A 19,532-nucleotide genomic window follows, 5' to 3' on the forward strand; every position below is an offset into this window, starting at 1 on the left:
GTTTCCATGGGATTTGTATCTGCCAACCAAGTGACGATCGGGTATACCGCCGCCTCGCACGAGGACGCCCTGCATTATTTGTCCGAGCAGGCCATCGAGCTCGGTTTTGCCGATGACGCATCTGCCGTAGAGGCTGCCTTTATTGCTCGCGAGAACGAGGCCGAGACCGGCCTTGTCGCCGGTTTTGCCGTTCCGCATGCCAAAAGCGACGCGATTCACACGCCGGGCGTTGCCGTGCTTAAACTGGCCGAGCCCGTTGAATGGCCGAGCTTCGATGGGGTGCCCGTCGATGTTGCGCTCGCACTGTACGTGCCTGCCGGCGAGGCTGGAACCACGCACCTGCGCTTGCTCTCCAAGGCTGCCGTGATGCTGATGGACGCCGGCTTCCGTGACAAGGTGCGCGCGAGCAGCGATCCCATTGAGATTGCGGAGCTCATCAATAGCGGACTCGAAGACTAGAACGGTCATCCCGTTCAACCAATCGATCCTTCTCCAAGGAAAAGGGCCGCGACGCCATAGAGGTGTCGCGGCCCTGTTTGCGTTTCCCCAGATAAAACCTGCCAAAATAAACCTGTCCCTTTTTGGCAGGCTGCGTCATAAAGCTTCTGTCTATGTAATAAAAGTACAATATGATATATACGTTATATACAAGCTTATAACGCGCAGCAGATTTGCGGTAACGCAAGCCGATGAAGGGGTCGATATGATCAAGGCTGTTATTTTTGACATGGATGGAACGCTGATCGATACCGAGCGTTTGGACATGAGGGCATGGAAGGTGGGCGCGGCCGAGCTGGGGATCGCGATTGATGATGCGTTAATCCATCAGTTTATCGGCCGTTCGAATGCCGATGTTAAGGACATCCTTGAGGCGCATTACGGCAAGGGCGAAACCGCCGACGCGATTTTTGCCCGCAACATTGAGCTACACAGCGAGATGGCCAAGACCGACCTGGAGCTTAAGGCCGGCGCCGCCGAGTGCCTCGACGAGCTGCTGGCTGCGGGCTATCACGTGGGCCTTGCGACGTCGTCACGCCGCGTCGCGGCCGAGCGCAATCTTAAGACGGTCGGCCTCTTTGACAAGTTTGAGACGGTGACCTGCGGCGAGGACGTCGTGCACGGCAAGCCCGACCCCGAGATGTATCTGCTTGCCTGCGAGCGCGCGGGCTTTGCCCCCGAGGAATGCGCCGTGGTCGAGGATTCGCGCAACGGCTGCGTCTCTGGCATCACGGCCGGCTGCCATGTCTTTGCCGTCCCCGACATTGTGCCGCTGCCGCAGAATGTGGTGGATGGCTGCGAGGCCGTGCTCGATACGCTGTTCGACCTGACGGCGGCGGTCAAGGCCGTGCGCTAAAGGTATGCGCCGAGATCGATGACGGTGGCTTCGGAGTGGCCGCTTGCCTGGGTGCCGGCGCGCTCGGCGATCTGGGCGCCGATGCCGTGGCCGTCGGCTGCGGCATTCCGCTCTCCGGCGTCAATGATCTCAATTTTGATATCGGGATACAGGGCGAGGGCCTTGTGGATGCCAAGTATGCGCAGGGCGAGCTGCATGAATGCCTCCCTGTCCGTAACGGTGATTTGGCGTGGCACTCTTCGCGTTTCCCAAGATAAAACCTGCCAAAATAAACCTGTCCCTTTTTGGTAGGTTACTGGTTCATATTGCCGTGGATGTAGGGGGTGACTTCGGGGGAGATGTGGGCGCAGCCCAGCTCGCGCAGCGCGGACTCGATGGCGGCGGGCAATGGGGTCTTGCCCTCGGCATTGACGGTAGCACCGCCGAGGGCGGCAATTTTGGCGACATCTGCGTGAGCGGCCTCGATACGCATGCGGCCGCCGACCAAGCGCGCGCGTACCTGCGACAGACCAAGATCGTGCAGGTAGTCCTCGCAGGCGCGGATTAAATCGACCTTCTCGTGCGTAAGCTCCTCGCCTGTGGGGACGCGCGTGGCAAGACAGGCTCCCGCCGGCAGGTTCCAAACGGGATAGCCCCATGCGCGCAGCAGCTCGCGCTCTTCGTCCTTGGTAAAGCCGACCTCCATAAGAGGGGAGCGTACGCCGAGCTCTTTGGCAGCGCGCATGCCGGGACGGTAGTCACCGCGATCGCTTGCATTGCTGCCATCGATGACGGTGGGAAAGCCGAGCGACTTAGCGTGGTTGACGATGGCGGTAAAGCCGGCGTGCTTGCAGTGGTAGCAACGGTTGGCGTCGTTGCAGGCTACTTGGGGGAGCTGCAGCTGATCGACCGAAAGATTGAGCACGGGGAGCTTAAAATGCGGTCCCTCATTGGTTTGCCTGTCAACGGATCGCTCAAACGAGGTCTGTTCGGGCGTGCCGATGAGCGGCGTGGTGAGGTGAACGAGAAGCGTGCTGGCAGGCATGATGCGGGCGCAGACCGCGGCCAAAAAGCTGCTGTCGACGCCACCGGAAAAGCCGATGGCGACGCGTCCGTATGCCAAAAGCAGCTGTTCGAGCGCCGCGAGTTTGTCCTGAAGCTCCTTTGCAGGTGCGGTAGTGTCTGAAAGCATAAAACAATCCTTACCATTGAGTACTCGGTCGAAAACTATAATCCTATCGGACTGCTCGTCATATGACTTTTGCCTATGTAACGATAGTGCAATATGCTATATACGTTATATACAAGTTTGTAAAGTGCGCTAGAGTGGCCGTAATGCAATCCGGTTAGGGGACCGATATGATCAAGACTGTAATTTTTGACATGGACGGAACGCTGGTCGATACCGAGCGTTTGGGCATCAAGGCATGGAAGGCGGGCGCTGCCGAGCTGGGGGTCGCGATTGATGATGCGCTGATCCATCAGTTTATCGGCCGCACTCTGCCCGATGTCATGGACATCCTTGATAAGCATTACGGCAGCCATGAAACCACCGAGGCGATCTATGTTCGCCACAAGGAGATTCGCGACGAGATGGTCAAGACCGATTTGGAGCTTAAGGCCGGTGCCGCCGAGTGCATAGGCGAGCTGCTGGCTGCGGGCTATCACGTGGGTCTAGCGACGTCGTCGCGCCTCGCTACGGCCGAGCGCAACCTTAAGATGGTCGGCCTTTTTGACAAGTTTGAGACGGTGACCTGCGGCGAGGACGTCGTGCACGGCAAGCCCGACCCCGAGATGTATCTGCTTGCTTGCGAGCGCGCGGGCTTCGCCCCCGAGGAATGCGCCGTGGTCGAGGATTCACGCAACGGCTGCGTCTCGGGTATTACGGCCGGCTGCCATGTCTTTGCCGTCCCCGACATTGTGCCGCTGCCGCAGAATGTGGTGGATGGCTGCGAGGCCGTGCTCGATACGCTGTTCGACCTTGCGGCGGCGGTCAAGGCCGTGCGCTAGACAGCTGCGGCGTTGAAACGGGCAATTGCCCACATTTACGCTTAAGCATAAGGGGTCCGGCAATGGCCGGGCCTCTTTTGCTTAAGCTGCGTTTTGGCATACTGGTCGACGTGCTATAGATACGCGCCCAGGTTGATGGCGGTGGCTTCGGCTTGGCTGCCCGCCTGGGTACTGGCGCGCTCTAAGAGGAACGGCCGCACGAGTTCCTGACGGTTGATGTCCTCGGCGGCTGTGACCTCGGTGACGGTGCGTGCGGCGGAGCCGATACGGACGCGTTTGGTTTTTGTCGGCGCCGTGTTCTCGATCTGCTCCATGAGCAGCTGGACACCCTTGCGGCCAATCTCGTAGCCCGGGGGTGCTACGGTGGTGAGCGGTACTGCGCCGCTCCATGCAAGCGGGTTACCGTCGCAGCCGGCCACGCGAACTTGCTTGGGGACGGAGATGCCTTTGTCGATCAACGCTGAGATAACACCCGAGGCCAATACGTCGGTTAGGCCGATGACAAAATCCGGACGCTCGTCAGCAGAGCGCTCGGCAATCTGGGCGCCGATGCCGTAACCGTCGGCTGCGGTATTCCATTCTCCGGCGTCAATGACCTCAATTTTGATGTCGGGATGAAGGGCGAGGGCCTTGTGAATGCCAAGCACGCGCAGGGTGAGCTGCATAAATGCCGCTCTGCCCACAACGGTGATATGGCGTGCGCCGCGGGCAATGGCGAGCTCGGCGATAATGCGCCCCTGTGCCTCGTTATCGGCGGCCACGTAGTAACCGGGCTCGGAACAGTGGATGTCCAGATGGACAATCGGCACGGGCATCTTGGTCATGGCGGGGTGCCAATCGGGGGATGCCATGGGCTGAACCATGACGCCGGACATCTGCGTGCCCATAAAATAGCGCAGGTAGTGGTCTTCGAGGATGTCGTCGTTATCGGCGTTGGCGATAAGCAGGTCGTAACCGTGCTTGCGGGCCTCGTTATGGGCGCCGCTGGCAATTTGGAGCGAGAAGCCGTGGTCGAGACGGGGGAGGACCAGGCCAAAGGACTTGGTGGTGCCTCCTGCGAGCTGGCGGGCGCTTTGGTTGGGCAGGTAGCCAAGGCGATTGATGGTCTCGTTGATGAGTTTGAGGGTCTCGGGGCGCAGCTTTTCGGGATGGTTGAGCGCGTTGGATACCGTGCCCAGCGAGACCCCTGCCTCGCGCGCGACGTCGCTGATTTTTACCTTTGCCATAGCGGCCCCTTTGATGCGTTTCAAGTACAAGCCAGATTGTAGCATCGCCCGTCCCTAGGGTGTCAAAACCTGCCAATTAGGGACAGGTTTATTTTGACAGGTTTTATCTGGGGAAACGCTATTGCCAACGCGACTACCACGAAGGGGACAGGCACCTTTGTGGTGGTTTGGACCGGCTGAACGTGTGTGCATCGGGTGGTATCTAAGTTGAGATACCACTTCTGGTATATCAGCTTGCGCTTGCGTGAGTACAATACTCGAACGTTATACGTCTCAGCGCCCCTTGTGCGTGGACGTTTTGCAGTCACGCGAGCGAAGGGATTTATCCTATGTGCGGAATTGTCGGCTACACCGGCTCTGATATTGCAAAGAACATCCTTGTCACGGGCCTTAAGCGTATGGAATATCGCGGCTATGACTCCTCGGGCGTCGCGCTCGAGGTGGGCGAGGGCACGGCGGCTCACCTCGACGTCATTCGCCGCGTGGGCAAGGTCGCGGGCCTGGAGAGCGAACTTACCAATGTCGACAGCGACGCCACCTGCGGCATCGGCCACACCCGCTGGGCTACCCACGGCAAGCCCTCCGTTGTCAACGCCCATCCCCACACCAGCTGCGACGGTCGCATCGCCATCGTCCACAACGGCATCATCGAGAACTTTGCCGAGCTGCGTGAGGAGCTGGAGGGCCGCGGCCATCACTTTAAGAGCGAGACCGACACCGAGGTCTTTGCGCACTTGATCGAAGAGGCCTATGCCGAGACACACGACCTGATGGCTTCTGTGCGCGAGGCCTGCACCCACGTGGTGGGCGCCTATGGTTTGGCCGCCGTTTCTGCCGATGAGCCTGGCGTGATCGCCGTGGCCCGCAAGGACTCCCCGATTGTGGTCGGCGTCGGCGAAACCGGCTCCTACGTTGCCTCCGACGTGATCGCGCTTATCGATGCCACCCGCGATGTCGTGGTGCTCGAAGACGGTCAGTTTGCCAAGCTTACGCCCGCAGGCGTCGAGTATACCGACGAGGCTGGCAACGTGATTGAGCCCAAGCTTACCCATATCGACTGGGACCTGGATATGGCCGAAAAGGGCGGTTATCCCGACTTTATGCTTAAGGAGATCCATGAGCAGCCTCGCGTCGTGCGTGATACCCTGGTGGGCCGCATGACCCCCGCCGGTGAGCTCGATATCGACGAGCTGGGCCTTTCGCTCGAGGAGCTCAACGATATCGACCGCGTGTATGTGATTGCCTGCGGCACCAGCTACCATGCCGGACTTATCGCCAAGAACCTTATTGAGGGTTGGGCTCGTATTCCTACCGAGGTCGAGGCGGCAAGCGAGTTCCGCTATCGCAACCCCATCATCACGCCGACGACGCTTGTCGTGGCCGTGTCCCAGTCGGGCGAGACGGCCGACACCCTTGCCGCCATTCGCGATGCACGCATCAAGGGCGCCAAGGTCTTTGGCATCACCAACGTGCTGGGCAGCCCGGTGGCGCGCGAGAGCGACGGCGTTATCTACACCAAGGCCAACAAGGAGATTGCAGTTGCCTCGACCAAGAGCTTCATCGGTCAGGTCGTGAGCCTTACGCTTTTGGCCCTGCTGCTGGCGCAGGTTAAGTACCGTCTGACCACCAAGCAGGCGCGCATGCTGTTCCGCGAGCTTTCCGATACGGCCGAGCAGATCCAGTGGATCCTGGATACGCAGACCGAGGCCGTGCACGAGGCCGCGCTTGTCTGCAAGGACGCGCAGTCTGCACTGTTCGTGGGTCGCGGCATGGGCGCCGCCATTTCCTACGAGGGCGCGCTCAAGCTCAAGGAAGTCAGCTACCTGCATGCCGAGGCATATGCTGCCGGCGAGATGAAGCACGGCCCTATCGCGCTGATCGACCCGGGTTTCCCCGTTATCGCGGTTGCAACCAAAAGCGCAACATACGACAAGACGGTGTCGAACCTCATGGAGTGCAAGGCGCGCGGCGCCAAGGTCATCGTCGTTGCTACCGAGGGCGACGAGGAAATCAACAAGATCGCCGACTGCGTCATTCGCGTGCCGGCCGTCCGCGACGTATTCAGCCCCATCACGGCGAGCGTTCCGCTGCAGCTGCTCGCCCGCGAGGTTGCCATCCTGCGCGGTTGCGACGTTGACCAGCCCCGCAACCTGGCCAAGAGTGTCACGGTAGAGTAATCGAGTTCCTACGTCCTAACAACTAAGGCCCGGCTTCGTTGCAGCGGAGCTGGGCCTTGTTGCATTTGCCCAGATAAAACCTGCCAAAATAAACCTGTCCCTTTTTGGCAGGTTAGCGGAGCTTGCTGGTCTCGAAGTACTCGGGATATTGGTCCAGGACTTCGGTCTGGTTGCGGAACATCATATGCAGGTGCTTGCTGACCAAAAAGCTTGCCTCGATAGGATCGCGACCGGCGATGGCGCGGCGGATTTGCTTGTGCTCGTTAACAATCTCCTGATTGTCGAGCGCCTGCGTAGCGGCGCGCAGCCAGCGAAAGCGCTCCAGGTCGGCATTGGTCGCCTCGAGCCACGACCACACGGTGCTGCGGCACGCGATGCTAAAGATCATGCGGTGCATGAGGTTGTCGCTTAAAAAGAAGCCGATGCGGTCCTCTTCGGCCATGGCTTTTTCCTGCAGCGCGATGGCTCGGTCGAGCTGCTCGATGGCTACCGAGGTGGCACGGGCGCAGCACTCCACAATCACCTGCTTTTCCAGGTGTTCGCGAATGTAGCAGGCACTCTCGGCAAGGGTGAGGTTGATGGGCGAGACATAGGTGCCGCTTTGGGGCACGGTGCGCACTAAGCCCTCTTGCGCCAGACGCACCAGTGCCTCGCGCACAGGGGTGCGCCCCATATCTAGGTCGTCACAAAGCTGCTTGACGCCCAGCTTTTCGCCCGGCTTGTAGTCCAGGTAGACTATTTTGCGTCGAATGGTGTGGTAGGACTGGTCCTGTAGGCTCGTTTCCTGCTCGCCGACGTGCATCGATTCTTCCATAGTGCCTCGCAACTGTTCTATCACACTCATATGTCAGTTGTTAATTATGCCGCGAATCAGCTCTCCGCGCTGGGTAATTCGGTTGTTGCCCGAGAACTATTGCGGCATCTTAGTCTGTTTTTGCGTATGGCTGTGCTCGATGTTGCCGTATCATAAGCCGTCGCAAACGTGAAATAGAAAGAAGGAATCCCGTATGCAACTGGTAAATATCGTACGCGAGCGCTGGAAGGGTGTCTTGTTCTGCCTGATCATCGCCATCCCTGCGTCGTTGCTCGGCAAACAGATTGAGGTGGTCGGTGGGCCGGTATTTGCCATCCTCTTTGGCATGGTTCTGGCGCTCGTCTTTCCCAAGAATCGTCGCGAACAGCTCGCCGCCGGCGTCACCTATACGTCTAAAAAAGTCTTGCAGTACGCGGTTATCCTGCTTGGCTTTGGCATGAACCTCTCGCAGATTCTGTCCAAAGGCGCCCAGTCGTTGCCGATTATCGTGGCTACGATCTTGACCTCGCTCATCATCGCTTTTGTGCTCTGCCGCGTTATGAACGTGCCGGACAAGATCGCGACGCTTGTGGGTGTGGGTTCGTCGATTTGCGGCGGTTCCGCCATCGCCGCGACCGCGCCCGTCATCGATGCCGACGATCGCGAGATTGCCCAGGCTATTTCGGTCATCTTCCTGTTTAACGTTATCGCGGCGCTCGTGTTTCCAACGCTTGGAGGCATGCTTGGGCTGACCAACGAGGGCTTTGGCCTGTTTGCCGGTACCGCTATCAACGACACCTCGTCTGTAACGGCTGCGGCGAGCGCCTGGGACAGTATGCATCCCGGCGCCAATGTGCTCGAGAGCGCTACGGTAGTCAAGCTCACCAGGACGCTGGCCATTATTCCCATCACGTTGGTCCTCGCATGCTGGCAGATGCATCTGGCGCGCAAGGCCGGCGGCGACGCCAAAAACACGTTCTCCCTTAAGCGCGCGTTTCCCATGTTTGTGCTGTTCTTTGTGCTGGCGAGTGTGGTCACCACAGTGTTTCAGCTTCCCGCGTCCGTTACGGCGCCCATCAAGGAGCTGTCGAAGTTCTTTATCGTGATGGCCATGGCGGCTATTGGCTTTAATACCGATATCGTCGAGCTGGTCAAAAAAGGCGGCAAGCCCATCGCATTGGGCTTTTGCTGCTGGATTGGCATTGCGTGCATGGGTTTGGGAATGCAGCACGTGCTGGGAATCTGGTAGAGAAGTAGCCCATTTACGTGCTGGTTGCCGGTGGCCGCATCCTCGCGGTGGAGCGATAGGAGCTCTTGCGGGTATGGCTTGTCCGCAGGTTAATAGATCCCGAAGAGCTCTTATCGCCCCGCCAGGATGGCGATGCGGGGCAACACCTATACTCGCAGGACGACGCTTTCTGTCCTATAGTGTTTGGTGAGCAATATCGTTCAATTTTGAAACACTCGGTCGTGCGACCGTCGGCGGTTGTACGTCGCAGCGGACAGGGGCAAATCATGGATAGCGATGCCAAGCTGAAGATCTTGACCGATGCCCTAGCTGCTGCCGGGGCCTCGGCATTGGCAATCGATGCGCGTGGGGACGTCGCGATCTCGACCATGAATGACGCGGCGCTTGAGCGGGATGTGGCGGCTTTTGTCGCTGAGCGCCTCGACCGCATAGGAGACGGCGCGCGTCTGGTTATGGGGCGTGCGGGTACGCGCCTGAGCCTGACCGTTCGCCCCACCGACAAAGGGGGCGGGGGCCTTTGGGTCATCGTGGTCCGCGAGGTGCGCGCCGCCGCGGCGCATGCGGGCATCGAGTGGCTCAACGCCGACGAAGTTGAGGCCCGCTACGAATCGAGCGCATACGGCATCGTCGAAGACGCGGCAGCGGTCGCTGCCCCCGTACGGGAGAGCTATGCGCGCGGAGTGCCCCTTATGCTCGAGGGCGAGCTGGGCGCGGGACAGGATCAGATTGCAAAACGCCTGTACCTGGATGGACCCTATGCCGATCAGCCCTTTGTGTCCGTTGCGCTCGATGAGCTTACGGATCGCGGTTGGCGCCATCTGCTCAAAAGTTCCGAATCGCCGCTATTCCAAACGGGGCTGACACTTTGCATGGGCGGCTGGCATGCCGTTGGCCCCCAACGCCTGCGCGAGCTCGTGTCCGCAATGATCGACACGGCGCTCGCAACTCGTTGCCATGTGGTGTTGACGGCAAACGACATGCCAGGCGGCGGCGAAAGCGATCAGGCTGCTTTTGTAACCGAGCGTCTGGCCTGTGCAGTGAGTGTGGCGCCGGCGATTGCCGAGCAGGGCGGCGCGTCGGAAAAGGTTGCGCGCTATCTGGAGTATCTGGCAGATATGTTTGAGACGGCAACACCCGCCTTGTCGTCTGGGGCGGCAAAGACACTCGATGCCTATCGATGGCCCCGTAACTATCTACAGCTTCGTGAGGTTTCGGAACGACTTTATATATTAGTGAGGATGGGTACGGCCGAGCGGGCGGTGGCGGAGGAGGTGCTCGCTCAGGAGGACGTTATCAAGACCGCGACCTTTGGTGCCCCGACGCTCGATAGCGATCTGTATATCTTGCGCCCACTGGCCGATACCGAGCGCGATATCGCGCGGCTGGTCGTAGGTCACCTTCACGGCAACAGGACCCGAGCTGCCGAAGTGCTAGGCATAAGCCGTACGACCCTGTGGCGCCTGCTGAAGGACGACGACCGTTAAGCGAGGCGCCCGTGACCGCGCGCGGCGCGTGTGATACAGTCCAAAGCAGTATTGTTTCGACTGTGTTACGGCGTGCGGGGAGTATGGCGGAGACTTCAAAAACAAATCGGGTTCGAAAGCCCGCGGCGCCGGTCAACCGTCGCACGACTTCACGGACGTGGGGCAAAAGCGCCTCGGGGTTCGACGGCTCGTTCAAACGCACTAAATATGGTTATCCTTCGGCAAGCGCTCGCTTGGCCATGCAGGCCGAATCATCGCTGTGGGGCCGTAAGCGTGTGGTGGGGTCAAAGCTCAAGCACGATGGAACGCTCGGCTACATTAGCCGTGGCGCTGCTCGCCGTAGCGGCCTCAATCCCACAGGCTGGCATCGCTATGTTCCGATCGCGGTCGTTGTCGCGGTGATTGTCATCGCGCTCGCGGCGCTTGGTTACGCCGGCGGCGGGGCCAATCTGGACGCAATGTTTAAGTCGCCCGAGCTTGCGCATGCAGGCACAGAAGTTGTCGAGGGCGTTCAGACCCAGACGGGCGTCGCGCCCCAGCGCGGCCTGGTCGCAGCCGCTGCCACCATTGCCGATGCTCAAAAGGATGAAGGCGAACAAAAAGCAGAGGGAGCGGCACAGGCGAGTGATGGTGGGGCGAATTCAGCTCCAAATCAAACGGCATAGACCTGCCGGAACATAAAATAGTCACAGCTAGGTGCCGTTTTGAGCTATAGGCGAACAAAAATCTGCAAAATCGTTTCATGTAGAGCTCTTTAGTTACAATTTGAAGAAAAAAGCTATACTACTTATAAACTTGAAAATTCGTAAGCTGCAAGTTGAGGAGTACCCAACATGAAGAAGAGATTCATGGCAGCGCTGAGCGTGCTCGCTCTTGCCCTGGCTCTGCCCGTGGCCGCTTTCGCCGCCAACAGCCCCGAGAAGGTTAGCAGCCAGCCTGTCACGTCCAATGGCGTGACCGCAAATGCTACCGGCGTTGTCACCGGCAGCGATGCATGGCTTAATGTTGTCGGTACCGATACTGCCGCCAACAACGTTCCCTCTGGCTCCAATGTGGTTGCTTCTTTTGCGGTCACCCAATATAACACGAGCGGCCCGTACAACTTCACCTTTGCTCTTGGTTCTCAGTATGCAGGCGCCAAGGTGACCGTCTACATCCAGCATGACTCTGGTTCCCCCGATGTGAAGGAGCTTACCGCCGACGCCAACGGCAACGTTTCCTTCACGATGGACAAGCTCTGCATCATCTCTCTGGTTGCTCAGCCCACGAGTGGCGCCTCTGCTGCCGCTAGCACGACTGTGACTGCCGACAAGGGTGCTAAGTCCCCGGCCACCGGTGTGAACACCACCGCCGTTGCCGCCGTGGCTGCTGTTGCCGCCGCTGGCGCCGCTTGCGCTTTTGTTGCTCTTCGCAAGAACAACTAGTACGCATACGGTTTCAACCGTAAGATTTGAGGACCCGTACTTGTGCGGGTCCTTTTTTTAGCCGATTTACAGGGTAAGGGAACACCATGGCACAGCAGCCAGAGGGCAAGTATATGGACGTTCAGCATATGGACGACTCGGACAAAAAGCGTCGCGCCACGATACTCAAGGGCGTTTTCGTGGTGTTGTTACTGATCGCAGTCGGCTGCGGCGGCTACGTACTCTATATGAACCATCTGGAGCAGCAGCGCGCGCAGGAGATGAGTGCAACGGGCAAGCCTGCTACCAAGGTCGAATCGAAGGACAGGGAGCTGGCAGACAATCCCATCGACTTTGCCTCGCTTATCAAAGAAAACGCTGACATTTACGCTTGGCTCTATATTCCGGGAGCCGACATCAACACACCTCTACTGCAGAGTGCGACCGACGACCTGTTCTATTTGGATCACGACAAGGACGGTAAGTACGACGCGTATGGCACCGCGTTTAGCCAGATGGCCAATGCGCGTGACTTTAGCGATCCCGTGACGGTGATCTACGGCCACGTGAACGGCGGCGTGTTCCATAACTTGCATTATTTTGAGGATGCGGACTTCTTTAACGAGAATACCGAGTTCTTCATCTACACGCCCGGCCATATTCTGACGTACCAGATCGTTTCGGCCTACCAGTACGACGATCGCCACATCCTCAACTCATTTAACTTTGCCGATCCCGCTGTGCGCCAGGAGTATTTCAATACCGTCTGCAATCCCGACGCGCTCCTCAAAAACGTACGGGAAGGTATTGCGCTTGACGCGGATAGCAAGGTTGTGCAACTGAGCACCTGCATGCTCGATAGCTCGCAGGGCAACTCGCGCTATATTGTGAGTGGTGTGTTAACAAACGACCAGGAGACAAAATAGACATGAACCCCCGTGGCAAGCACTTTATCGATGCGGTGGATCCCGACGAAAATAGCCAGGAGAACACTTCCCAGCAACAGGTTTCCGATGTGGCGGAGCCTGCCAGCGCGCAGCAGGGTGCCGATGTCGATTCGGCATCTGACACACAAAATGGGGCGTCGAGCAAAACCGTGGGCCAGGCCGAGACTTCGGCGCAGGTTGCGGATGATGCACCGCAGCCTGCTGATGAGACCGAATGGCCTTCGCTCGATGAGGCGCCACCGCAGCGCCGTCGCCGTTCCCAGGAGTCGATTAAGCGCATCAAACGTCGTCGCCGCATCCGCACACTCGTGATTGTGTTGCTCATGATCGGCGCGATTGCTGCTGCCGGCTGGGGCTTTGTGAACCACAGCGTGAACCAAGGCAAAAAGAAGATCGAGGAAAAGGCCGAAAAGGTCATTAAGGCCAAAGGTGACACCATCACCTATAACGGCAAGAAGTATGCACTCAACAAGCATATGGCTACGGTGGCGTTTATCGGCTTCGATAATCGCGCGTCTGATGATGGCGCCAAAGAAGGCCAGTCGGATACCGTTATGGTTGTAGCCCTTAATACCGATACAGGCGAGGCCCGCGGCATCGTTATTCCGCGCGACAGCATGGTTGCCGTCGATACGTATGCGGGTGGTTCGTTTTCGGGTCAGGTGACCGAGCAGCTCTGCCTGCAGTTTGCCTACGGTACCGACGGTGATAATTCCTCGCAGCTGACGGCGGCAGCCGCTTCACGCGTACTCGACAATATCCCAGTCGACTATTACTACACGCTCAACATTGAGGGCGTGGCGCCTATCAATGATTCTATTGGCGGCGTGACGCTTGTGCCGACACAGACCGTGCCGGGTACGGCAGCGGTTGAGGGGCAGGAGACGACACTGTTTGGAATCTCGGCCGAAAAGTATGTGCAGTGGCGCGATACCACGGAGTTGACCTCGTCGCTCGATCGTACGGCACGTCAGGTGAGCTATGTGCAGGCGTTTGCGGCCAAGGTGCTCAACAGCGCCAAGAGTAATCCGGCTGTGCTGATTAACTTGTACCAGACGATGGGCGACTATACGTGGACCAATCTGGGCCTCGATGAGTTTAGCTATCTGGCGACCACGATGCTCGAGCACGGCCTGACCTCGTTTGATGTTGTGACGCTGCAGGGAACCATGCAGCAGGGCGACACCTTTGCCGAGTTCTACTTAGACCAAGACAACGTAAAACAGACGGTCGTCGACACCTTCTACCACCCGGTCGACTAATTTGTTCCGCCGTTCGGTAGAACGGCGGAACAAATTACCTAACATACACCACGTTGTCGCGGCGCGGCTTTGCCTCGGGTAGCGTGTCCTCGGCATAGCCCAGAATGCAGTTACCGACACCACGCAGGCTGCCGTCGGCGGGCAGGCCCCAGCTGGCCAGCAGCTCCAGGCCCTCGGGCGAGTCAAAGACCTCATGCGCGCGGTGAATCCAGCACGAATCGACACCCAGTGCATAGGCGGCGTTGAGCAAGTTGCCCATGGCGAGCGAGCCGTCTTCCAGATGTGTTGGCACGCTGCGGTCAACCAGCACCACCACAACGGTCTTGGCGCCATAGAAGGGGTCGCTGTTGCTGCCCATGACCTGGGCGTTGAGCTGTGAGAGACGCTCGACGGTCGCGGGGTCGGTGACGGCGACAAACGTCACCGGCTGGCGGCCCATGCCGCTCGGTGCATATTGGCCGGCTTCGATAATACGTGCAAGCTTTTTGGCCTCGACGGGACGATCGCTGTATTTGCGGCAGCTGCGGCGGTGAATGAGTGCTTCGATAGTCTCCATGGTGTCTCCTTGCGGTGGCGTTGCAGATGCCCCGTTCATACCCGTCGGGCTCAAACGATAGACGGTCATGTGCCCGGCAAAAGGATAGATTCCAATTGGGTAAGTAGGTTTGCATAAAAGTACCTTCAAAATGTGACAAGCCAATGGGATGGTTAAACGTTTTATCCCGTCTGCCCTGCGGTTTTTACCACTTGCCTAAATGACGAACGCATAACCTCTGATAAAGGTTTTACTAAAGGAGTACCAACGTTTATCAACGCGCCGTGGTGGCGCCGGGCCAGGAGGTAACTATCATGTTCCAGGCTGGAGATGTCGTCGAGACCGATTTCGAAGGATTTCTGAAGCTGCTGCGTTCCAAGACACGCGCTTTTGTGACGATTGACGATCACGAGTACTACATCACGCACACCGATGGCTATTGGCGTGTTCAGGATTGCGAGGCCCTCAACGATAAGGGCCACTTTACTGACTGCTCCGAGCTGGTCAAAACGCTCTGCGAGGTCGTCGAGCTGCCTTGGATCTGCGGCAAAAGCCTGCACGATAGCTTCTCGAGCGCTACGGTCTACGAGGCTGTCGCCGCTTAACAGGCAATGAAACCCGATTTTCACGTGACCGCTGGCGCCGCCCCCGCGCCGGCGGTCTTTTTCTGCCGATAGGCCATAAAAGCGTAGGCATTTGCGGAGAACCTGTTGACGATAGTCAAAGCTCGGACTAATCTAGAGACACGAAATTGGTCAAAAATCGGACAATCGAATGGTGGGATAGATGAATAGCGCGGTTACGCCGGTCGACTTCGACCGGTTGCTCAATAGACTCGACCATATCTATTCGGAGTTCTCGCGCGCCTGCGGCCTTTCGGACTGCGCTTACTGGATGCTCGTCGATACCAGCACGGCAGGCGGCAGTATTGCCGTAAGCCGTCTGACAAGCGAATGGTTCTACAGCAAGCAGACCATCAACTCGGCAATTAAAACCTTGACGGCGCGGGGCTTCGCAACGTTGGAGTTTGCCGAAGGCAGCCGTAAGAACAAGGTTGTGCGTTTGACCGAAGCGGGCATGCGGTTTGCCGAGCAATATGCGCTGCCGGCGCAAGAAGCCGAGCAACAGGCTTTCGAAGTGCTCGAGCCCTGGGAACAGCGCGAAATCATGCGCCTCATCGAAAAATTTTCCCATGCGCTCGGCGATGAGTGCGATGTCTTTAAGCAGCATATCGCTGCCGAGAATCAAGGTGAGGGTGAGTCGTGCGACTGTTAATGAGGTTTTTGAAGCCCTATCGAGGGCTTGTCGCAGTGACGCTGCTGGCGCTGCTGGTGGATAACGTCGGTACGCTGTTGGTTCCCACGATGCTGGCGAACATGGTCAACACCGGTATTACCACGGGCGATGTCGACTACATCTTATGCAACGGCCTATACATGTTTATCGCGACGAGCATGGCGAGCGGCGGCACGGTGCTGGGCTGCTATCTTTCGGCGCGTCTGGCGGCTAACGTGGCCTGCGACATCCGCAATGCCGTCTACGACAAATCACTCGAGCTGTCTGCCAGCGATTTTGAGCGCTTTGGCACCGGATCGATGATCACGCGCTCACTCAACGACATCAACGTGATTCAACAGGCTGTCCTTCAGACGATTCAGCTGGTGCTGCCCGTGCCGTTCTTGGCTGTGGCGGGCATCATCTTCGCCTGGTTTATCGATCCGGCTATGGGCGTGCTTCTGGGCGTCGTGGTTGCGATCGTGCTGGTTGCGGCGGTCTTTACGGTTGCCAATGCGGCACCGATTTTTATGCGCCTACAGGGCTTTATCGACCGCATGAACGTGGTGCTGCGCGAGAATATTGTGGGCGTGCGCGTTATTCGTGCTTTTAATAAAGAGCATCACGAGGAGCGGCGCCTGGACGAGGTGTTTAGCGACTACGCCGCCAACGCCATAAAGGTCAACCACCTGTTTGTGGGCCTTGACAGCTCCAGCTTCTTTTTGATGAACATCGCCGAGGTGGCGGTGCTGTGGGTGGGCGGTAACCGGGTGGGCGCCCATGCCATGCAGATCGCGAGTATCTCGGCGGTGCTGGAGTATGCAATTCTGATCCTGTTCTTTGTGATGATGGCCCAGATGGTGGTGCTGACGCTTCCGCGTGCTGCCGCGTGCCTGAACCGTGCGCAGCAGGTGTTGGAGATTGAGCCGAGCATCGTGGACGGCGAGCGTACACTGGGTGACGGGACGCCTGCCTCCGAGGACGATACGGATGCTGTTGCCGTGTTCGACCACATGTCGTTTCGCTTTGACGATGCCGACGAGGACACCCTGTGCGACCTGAGCTTTGCCTGTCGTCGCGGTCAGACGACCGCGATTGTGGGCTCGACGGGCTCGGGCAAGTCGACGGTGGCAAAGCTTCTGCTGCGCTTCCACGATGCCACCAAGGGCGCCATTCGCCTGGACGGCATCGACCTGCGCGAGCTTTCGCAAGATGAGATTCGCGGGCGCATCGCCTATGTGCCGCAGAAGGCGTGGCTGTTCTCGGGCACCGTGGCAAGCAATCTGCGCTTTGGCAACGAGGATGCGACCGAGGCGGACATGCTTCATGCGCTGCAGGTTGCCCAGAGCACCTTTGTGCTCGATCAGCCGCAGGGGCTCGATACTCCGGTTGCCCAGGGCGGTACGAACTTTTCGGGCGGCCAGCGCCAGCGTCTGGCAATTGCCCGTGCGCTCATGAAGCATGCCGATCTGTATATCTTCGATGACAGTTTTTCGGCCCTGGACTTTAAGACCGATGCGGCCTTGCGCCATGCGCTGCAGGACGAGACGCGCGACGCCGCGGTGCTCATCATCGCGCAGCGCATCTCGACGATTTTGCATGCCGACCAGATTGTCGTGCTCAAGGATGGCGAGGTCGTGGGCCTGGGCGCGCACGAGGAACTTATGGAAACCTGCGAGGTGTACCGCGCCATCGCGGAATCGCAGATGAAGGGAGGTGAGTAGCATGACCGAGGAGCTCAAGAAGCGCAGCGACGCTATCGATGCCGTCGTTGTGGACGCGGCCGAGGAAGCGGTCGAGCAGTCTGCCGCGTCGACCGAGCTGGATGCCGCCGCCAGGGCCGCGGCCGAGCGCGAGGCTCGTCGCCAGGCGCTGTACGAGGAAAACGAGCGTGCCGAGGACGAGCGCGCCCGTGCCGAGGCAGAGCGTATGCGCGACGTGGACGACGAAGAAGAGGACGAGACGCCCCGGGACACCTGGGCGACGGTGCGTCGCTTGTGGAGCGAGGCCGCCGGCGACCATTGGCGCTTCTATATTGTATTCGCGAGCATTGTGTTCTACGTCATCTTTAACACCGCCGCGCCGGCATATAGCGCTCATGTTATCGACGAGCTGTGGGGCCATATACAGGTGGCGTTTGCCAGCGGAACGACCTTCAGCATCACCTGGGATCAGTGCGGTAAGACCATCTTTGTCTACTTTTTGATCTGGACGGCCGCCGGATCGTTCTATGCGCTGCAGAGTTTTTTGATGTCGAGCGTCGCCGAGCGACTCAACCTGCGTCTGCGCAACCGCATCGCGCAGAAGCTCAGCCGCCTGCCGCTCGCCTACTTTGACGCGCATCGACCCGGCGAAGTGGTCAGCCGCGCGACCAACGACTTGGACAAGATGTCCGAGAGTATGCAGCGCGGATTGCTGCAGCTGCTGGTATCGATCGGTACCGTGACGGGTGCCATCATCATGATGTTCGTCTATAGCGTCAAGCTCACGTTGGTCTTTTTGGGCTTTACGGCGGTATCGTTGCTGGTGACCAAGGTGGTTTCGCGCCGAACGCATGATGTGACGGGCGAGCGTCAGGAGTGGGTGTCCAAAATCACGAGCGCGGTCGAGGAAGGCTATTCAGGCCGTTTGGTGATTCGCGCATTCAACCGCGAGCATCAGAGCTCTGCTGAGGTGCACGAGGCCTCGAGGGAGCTAGCGCGCGTGAGTACCAAGGCCGACTTTATGATCAATGCCGTCGGCCCTGCGGTTCGCTTTATCGGCCGTTTGGCGCAGATCGTGATCGCGCTGGTGGGCTGCAGCATGCTGGTCGCCGGCCACATGACCGTCGGCGTGTTCCAGGCGTTCTTCCAGTTTATCTACGGGGCGTCCGAACCCATGACGCAGCTGTCGTTCACTTTCAACTCGCTGCAGAGCGCGCTGGCGAGTGCGGAGCGCGTGTTCGACCTGCTCGATGAGCCCGAGATGGAAGCCGATCCACTGCCGGGTGAGGCTGCCAGGCTGCCGGGTCGCATTGAGGGCCGCGTCTCCTTTGAGCACGTGCGTTTTGGTTATTTGCCCGACAAGCCGCTTATGCGTGACGTGTCGTTTACCGCCGAGCCGGGCCAGAAGATCGCCGTGGTGGGAACCACGGGCGCGGGCAAGACCACGCTCATCAACCTGCTCATGCGTTTTTACGAGATCGATGGCGGGCGCATTACGCTCGACGGCGTGGACACGAGCGGTATGGACCGCGGCGAGCTGCGCCAGCAATTTGGCATGGTGCTGCAGGACGCCTGGCTATTCGATGGCACGATTGCCGAAAACATCGCCTACGGCTGTCCCGAGGCGACGCGCGACGAGATCGTGGCGGCTGCGCGCGCCGCGCAGGTCGACTTCTTTGTGCGTACCATGCCGCAGGGTTATGACACGCGGGTGGCAAACGATGCCGAGAGCATTAGCCAAGGGCAGCGTCAACTGCTGACCATCGCACGCGTGCTGCTCAACAACCCGGCGATTCTCATCCTGGACGAGGCGACGTCGAGCGTGGATACGCGCACCGAGCTCGCCATCGGCCGTGCTATGGATGCGCTTATGCGCGGGCGCACGAGTTTTGTGATCGCGCATCGCCTGTCGACGATCGTGGACGCCGACCTGATCTTGGTCATGGATCACGGCAACATTATCGAGCAGGGCACGCATAAGGAGTTGCTGGCTGCCGAGGGCGCCTACGCCGACCTCTATCTGAGCCAGTTCGCATAATGCGACATGGGGACGGCCCCCTTGTCGCATCGGAAATAAGGCGCGCCGGGGATAGATTCCCTGGCGCGCCTTTGCGCTGGCGTGAATGTTGTCATTG

General features: G+C 59.0%; 19 protein-coding genes. 14 read left to right on the plus strand and 5 right to left on the minus strand.

Annotated elements, in window-relative coordinates:
* The first annotated feature begins 6 nt into the window (after nt 1-6).
* Nucleotides 7-459 carry a PTS sugar transporter subunit IIA gene (locus tag ACTQVX_RS05200; RefSeq protein WP_441560477.1) on the plus strand — a complete coding sequence of 151 codons (453 nt, stop codon included), beginning with the start codon at nt 7-9 and terminating at the stop codon, nt 457-459.
* 244 nt (nt 460-703) lie between these two features.
* Nucleotides 704-1,354 carry an HAD family hydrolase gene (locus ACTQVX_RS05205; protein ID WP_427795280.1) on the plus strand — a complete coding sequence of 217 codons (651 nt, stop codon included), beginning with the start codon at nt 704-706 and terminating at the stop codon, nt 1,352-1,354.
* On the opposite strand, the gene ACTQVX_RS05210 is transcribed toward ACTQVX_RS05205, so the two are convergent.
* Nucleotides 1,351-1,551, minus strand: a complete 201-nt coding sequence (locus ACTQVX_RS05210) for a hypothetical protein (protein ID WP_441016603.1) — start codon at nt 1,549-1,551, stop codon at nt 1,351-1,353. The two genes, ACTQVX_RS05205 and ACTQVX_RS05210, sit on opposite strands and share 4 nt — an antisense overlap.
* 95 nt (nt 1,552-1,646) lie before the next feature.
* Nucleotides 1,647-2,525 carry a hypothetical protein gene (locus ACTQVX_RS05215; RefSeq protein ID WP_441540786.1) on the minus strand — a complete coding sequence of 293 codons (879 nt, stop codon included), beginning with the start codon at nt 2,523-2,525 and terminating at the stop codon, nt 1,647-1,649.
* Nucleotides 2,526-2,692: 167 nt separating this feature from the next.
* Here ACTQVX_RS05215 and ACTQVX_RS05220 point away from each other — a divergent pair, with 167 nt between their 5' ends.
* On the plus strand, nt 2,693-3,343 hold the full coding sequence (locus ACTQVX_RS05220) for an HAD family hydrolase (protein WP_441555001.1): 651 nt from the start codon (nt 2,693-2,695) through the stop codon (nt 3,341-3,343).
* Between the two features lie 113 nt (nt 3,344-3,456).
* Here the strand turns inward: ACTQVX_RS05220 and ACTQVX_RS05225 are convergent, their stop codons facing one another.
* Nucleotides 3,457-4,569, minus strand: coding sequence for a LacI family DNA-binding transcriptional regulator (locus ACTQVX_RS05225; RefSeq protein WP_441560479.1), 1,113 nt, complete (start codon nt 4,567-4,569; stop codon nt 3,457-3,459).
* Nucleotides 4,570-4,898: 329 nt separating this feature from the next.
* On the opposite strand from ACTQVX_RS05225, the gene glmS reads away from it, so the two are divergent.
* Nucleotides 4,899-6,746, plus strand: a complete 1,848-nt coding sequence (glmS, locus tag ACTQVX_RS05230) for a glutamine--fructose-6-phosphate transaminase (isomerizing) (protein WP_427794357.1) — start codon at nt 4,899-4,901, stop codon at nt 6,744-6,746.
* Nucleotides 6,747-6,858: 112 nt separating this feature from the next.
* Here glmS and ACTQVX_RS05235 read toward each other — a convergent pair whose 3' ends face one another.
* Nucleotides 6,859-7,560: a GntR family transcriptional regulator gene (locus ACTQVX_RS05235; protein ID WP_441016618.1), complete on the minus strand. Its 702-nt coding sequence runs from the start codon at nt 7,558-7,560 to the stop codon at nt 6,859-6,861.
* 193 nt (nt 7,561-7,753) lie between these two features.
* Here ACTQVX_RS05235 and ACTQVX_RS05240 point away from each other — a divergent pair, with 193 nt between their 5' ends.
* The 6 genes from ACTQVX_RS05240 (at nt 7,754) to ACTQVX_RS05265 (ending at nt 13,884) form a co-directional block, all read left to right on the plus strand.
* Nucleotides 7,754-8,788: a YeiH family protein gene (locus ACTQVX_RS05240; RefSeq protein ID WP_441560481.1), complete on the plus strand. Its 1,035-nt coding sequence runs from the start codon at nt 7,754-7,756 to the stop codon at nt 8,786-8,788.
* Between the two features lie 266 nt (nt 8,789-9,054).
* Nucleotides 9,055-10,272, plus strand: coding sequence for a helix-turn-helix domain-containing protein (locus ACTQVX_RS05245; protein WP_441560483.1), 1,218 nt, complete (start codon nt 9,055-9,057; stop codon nt 10,270-10,272).
* A gap of 83 nt (nt 10,273-10,355) precedes the next feature.
* The gene (locus tag ACTQVX_RS05250) at nt 10,356-10,937 is read left to right on the plus strand and encodes a hypothetical protein (protein ID WP_441560485.1); all 582 of its coding nucleotides are present in this window, start codon (nt 10,356-10,358) and stop codon (nt 10,935-10,937) included.
* A 168-nt stretch (nt 10,938-11,105) separates the two neighbouring features.
* Nucleotides 11,106-11,696 carry a hypothetical protein gene (locus ACTQVX_RS05255; RefSeq protein WP_441560487.1) on the plus strand — a complete coding sequence of 197 codons (591 nt, stop codon included), beginning with the start codon at nt 11,106-11,108 and terminating at the stop codon, nt 11,694-11,696.
* 86 nt (nt 11,697-11,782) lie between these two features.
* Nucleotides 11,783-12,601 carry a class B sortase gene (locus tag ACTQVX_RS05260; RefSeq protein ID WP_441560488.1) on the plus strand — a complete coding sequence of 273 codons (819 nt, stop codon included), beginning with the start codon at nt 11,783-11,785 and terminating at the stop codon, nt 12,599-12,601.
* A gap of 2 nt (nt 12,602-12,603) precedes the next feature.
* Complete coding sequence (locus ACTQVX_RS05265) at nt 12,604-13,884, plus strand: LCP family protein (RefSeq protein ID WP_441560489.1); 1,281 nt, start codon at nt 12,604-12,606, stop codon at nt 13,882-13,884.
* 34 nt (nt 13,885-13,918) lie between these two features.
* Here ACTQVX_RS05265 and ACTQVX_RS05270 read toward each other — a convergent pair whose 3' ends face one another.
* Nucleotides 13,919-14,440, minus strand: a complete 522-nt coding sequence (locus ACTQVX_RS05270) for a nitroreductase family protein (RefSeq protein ID WP_427794362.1) — start codon at nt 14,438-14,440, stop codon at nt 13,919-13,921.
* A gap of 293 nt (nt 14,441-14,733) precedes the next feature.
* Between ACTQVX_RS05270 and ACTQVX_RS05275 the strand changes: the two genes are divergently transcribed.
* The 4 genes from ACTQVX_RS05275 to ACTQVX_RS05290 all read left to right on the plus strand — a co-directional run bounded on the left by ACTQVX_RS05275 (nt 14,734) and on the right by ACTQVX_RS05290 (nt 19,435).
* On the plus strand, nt 14,734-15,024 hold the full coding sequence (locus ACTQVX_RS05275; RefSeq protein WP_441560491.1) for a CDP-alcohol phosphatidyltransferase: 291 nt from the start codon (nt 14,734-14,736) through the stop codon (nt 15,022-15,024).
* A gap of 181 nt (nt 15,025-15,205) precedes the next feature.
* The gene (locus tag ACTQVX_RS05280) at nt 15,206-15,694 is read left to right on the plus strand and encodes a MarR family winged helix-turn-helix transcriptional regulator (RefSeq protein WP_441041392.1); all 489 of its coding nucleotides are present in this window, start codon (nt 15,206-15,208) and stop codon (nt 15,692-15,694) included.
* On the plus strand, nt 15,694-17,418 hold the full coding sequence (locus ACTQVX_RS05285; RefSeq protein ID WP_441560524.1) for an ABC transporter ATP-binding protein: 1,725 nt from the start codon (nt 15,694-15,696) through the stop codon (nt 17,416-17,418). The genes ACTQVX_RS05280 and ACTQVX_RS05285 overlap by 1 nt, the downstream gene beginning before the upstream one ends.
* Before the next feature lies 1 nt (nt 17,419).
* Complete coding sequence (locus tag ACTQVX_RS05290; protein WP_441560493.1) at nt 17,420-19,435, plus strand: ABC transporter ATP-binding protein; 2,016 nt, start codon at nt 17,420-17,422, stop codon at nt 19,433-19,435.
* The last annotated feature ends 97 nt before the right edge of the window (nt 19,436-19,532 follow it).

Source organism: Collinsella sp. LCP19S3_A6 (genome assembly GCF_052122015.1).
GTDB lineage: Bacteria > Actinomycetota > Coriobacteriia > Coriobacteriales > Coriobacteriaceae > Collinsella.

Coding starts and splice junctions, on each gene's coding strand:
- ACTQVX_RS05270 (WP_427794362.1), bottom strand. CDS start 14,440: ATGGAGACTATCGAAGCACTCATTCACCGCCGCAGCTGCCGCAAATAC.
- ACTQVX_RS05280 (WP_441041392.1), top strand. CDS start 15,206: ATGAATAGCGCGGTTACGCCGGTCGACTTCGACCGGTTGCTCAATAGA.
- ACTQVX_RS05240 (WP_441560481.1), top strand. CDS start 7,754: ATGCAACTGGTAAATATCGTACGCGAGCGCTGGAAGGGTGTCTTGTTC.
- ACTQVX_RS05285 (WP_441560524.1), top strand. CDS start 15,694: ATGAGGTTTTTGAAGCCCTATCGAGGGCTTGTCGCAGTGACGCTGCTG.
- ACTQVX_RS05210 (WP_441016603.1), bottom strand. CDS start 1,551: ATGCAGCTCGCCCTGCGCATACTTGGCATCCACAAGGCCCTCGCCCTG.
- ACTQVX_RS05225 (WP_441560479.1), bottom strand. CDS start 4,569: ATGGCAAAGGTAAAAATCAGCGACGTCGCGCGCGAGGCAGGGGTCTCG.
- ACTQVX_RS05235 (WP_441016618.1), bottom strand. CDS start 7,560: ATGGAAGAATCGATGCACGTCGGCGAGCAGGAAACGAGCCTACAGGAC.
- ACTQVX_RS05245 (WP_441560483.1), top strand. CDS start 9,055: ATGGATAGCGATGCCAAGCTGAAGATCTTGACCGATGCCCTAGCTGCT.
- ACTQVX_RS05250 (WP_441560485.1), top strand. CDS start 10,356: ATGGCGGAGACTTCAAAAACAAATCGGGTTCGAAAGCCCGCGGCGCCG.
- ACTQVX_RS05200 (WP_441560477.1), top strand. CDS start 7: ATGGGATTTGTATCTGCCAACCAAGTGACGATCGGGTATACCGCCGCC.
- ACTQVX_RS05205 (WP_427795280.1), top strand. CDS start 704: ATGATCAAGGCTGTTATTTTTGACATGGATGGAACGCTGATCGATACC.
- glmS (WP_427794357.1), top strand. CDS start 4,899: ATGTGCGGAATTGTCGGCTACACCGGCTCTGATATTGCAAAGAACATC.
- ACTQVX_RS05215 (WP_441540786.1), bottom strand. CDS start 2,525: ATGCTTTCAGACACTACCGCACCTGCAAAGGAGCTTCAGGACAAACTC.
- ACTQVX_RS05260 (WP_441560488.1), top strand. CDS start 11,783: ATGGCACAGCAGCCAGAGGGCAAGTATATGGACGTTCAGCATATGGAC.
- ACTQVX_RS05220 (WP_441555001.1), top strand. CDS start 2,693: ATGATCAAGACTGTAATTTTTGACATGGACGGAACGCTGGTCGATACC.
- ACTQVX_RS05265 (WP_441560489.1), top strand. CDS start 12,604: ATGAACCCCCGTGGCAAGCACTTTATCGATGCGGTGGATCCCGACGAA.
- ACTQVX_RS05275 (WP_441560491.1), top strand. CDS start 14,734: ATGTTCCAGGCTGGAGATGTCGTCGAGACCGATTTCGAAGGATTTCTG.
- ACTQVX_RS05290 (WP_441560493.1), top strand. CDS start 17,420: ATGACCGAGGAGCTCAAGAAGCGCAGCGACGCTATCGATGCCGTCGTT.
- ACTQVX_RS05255 (WP_441560487.1), top strand. CDS start 11,106: ATGAAGAAGAGATTCATGGCAGCGCTGAGCGTGCTCGCTCTTGCCCTG.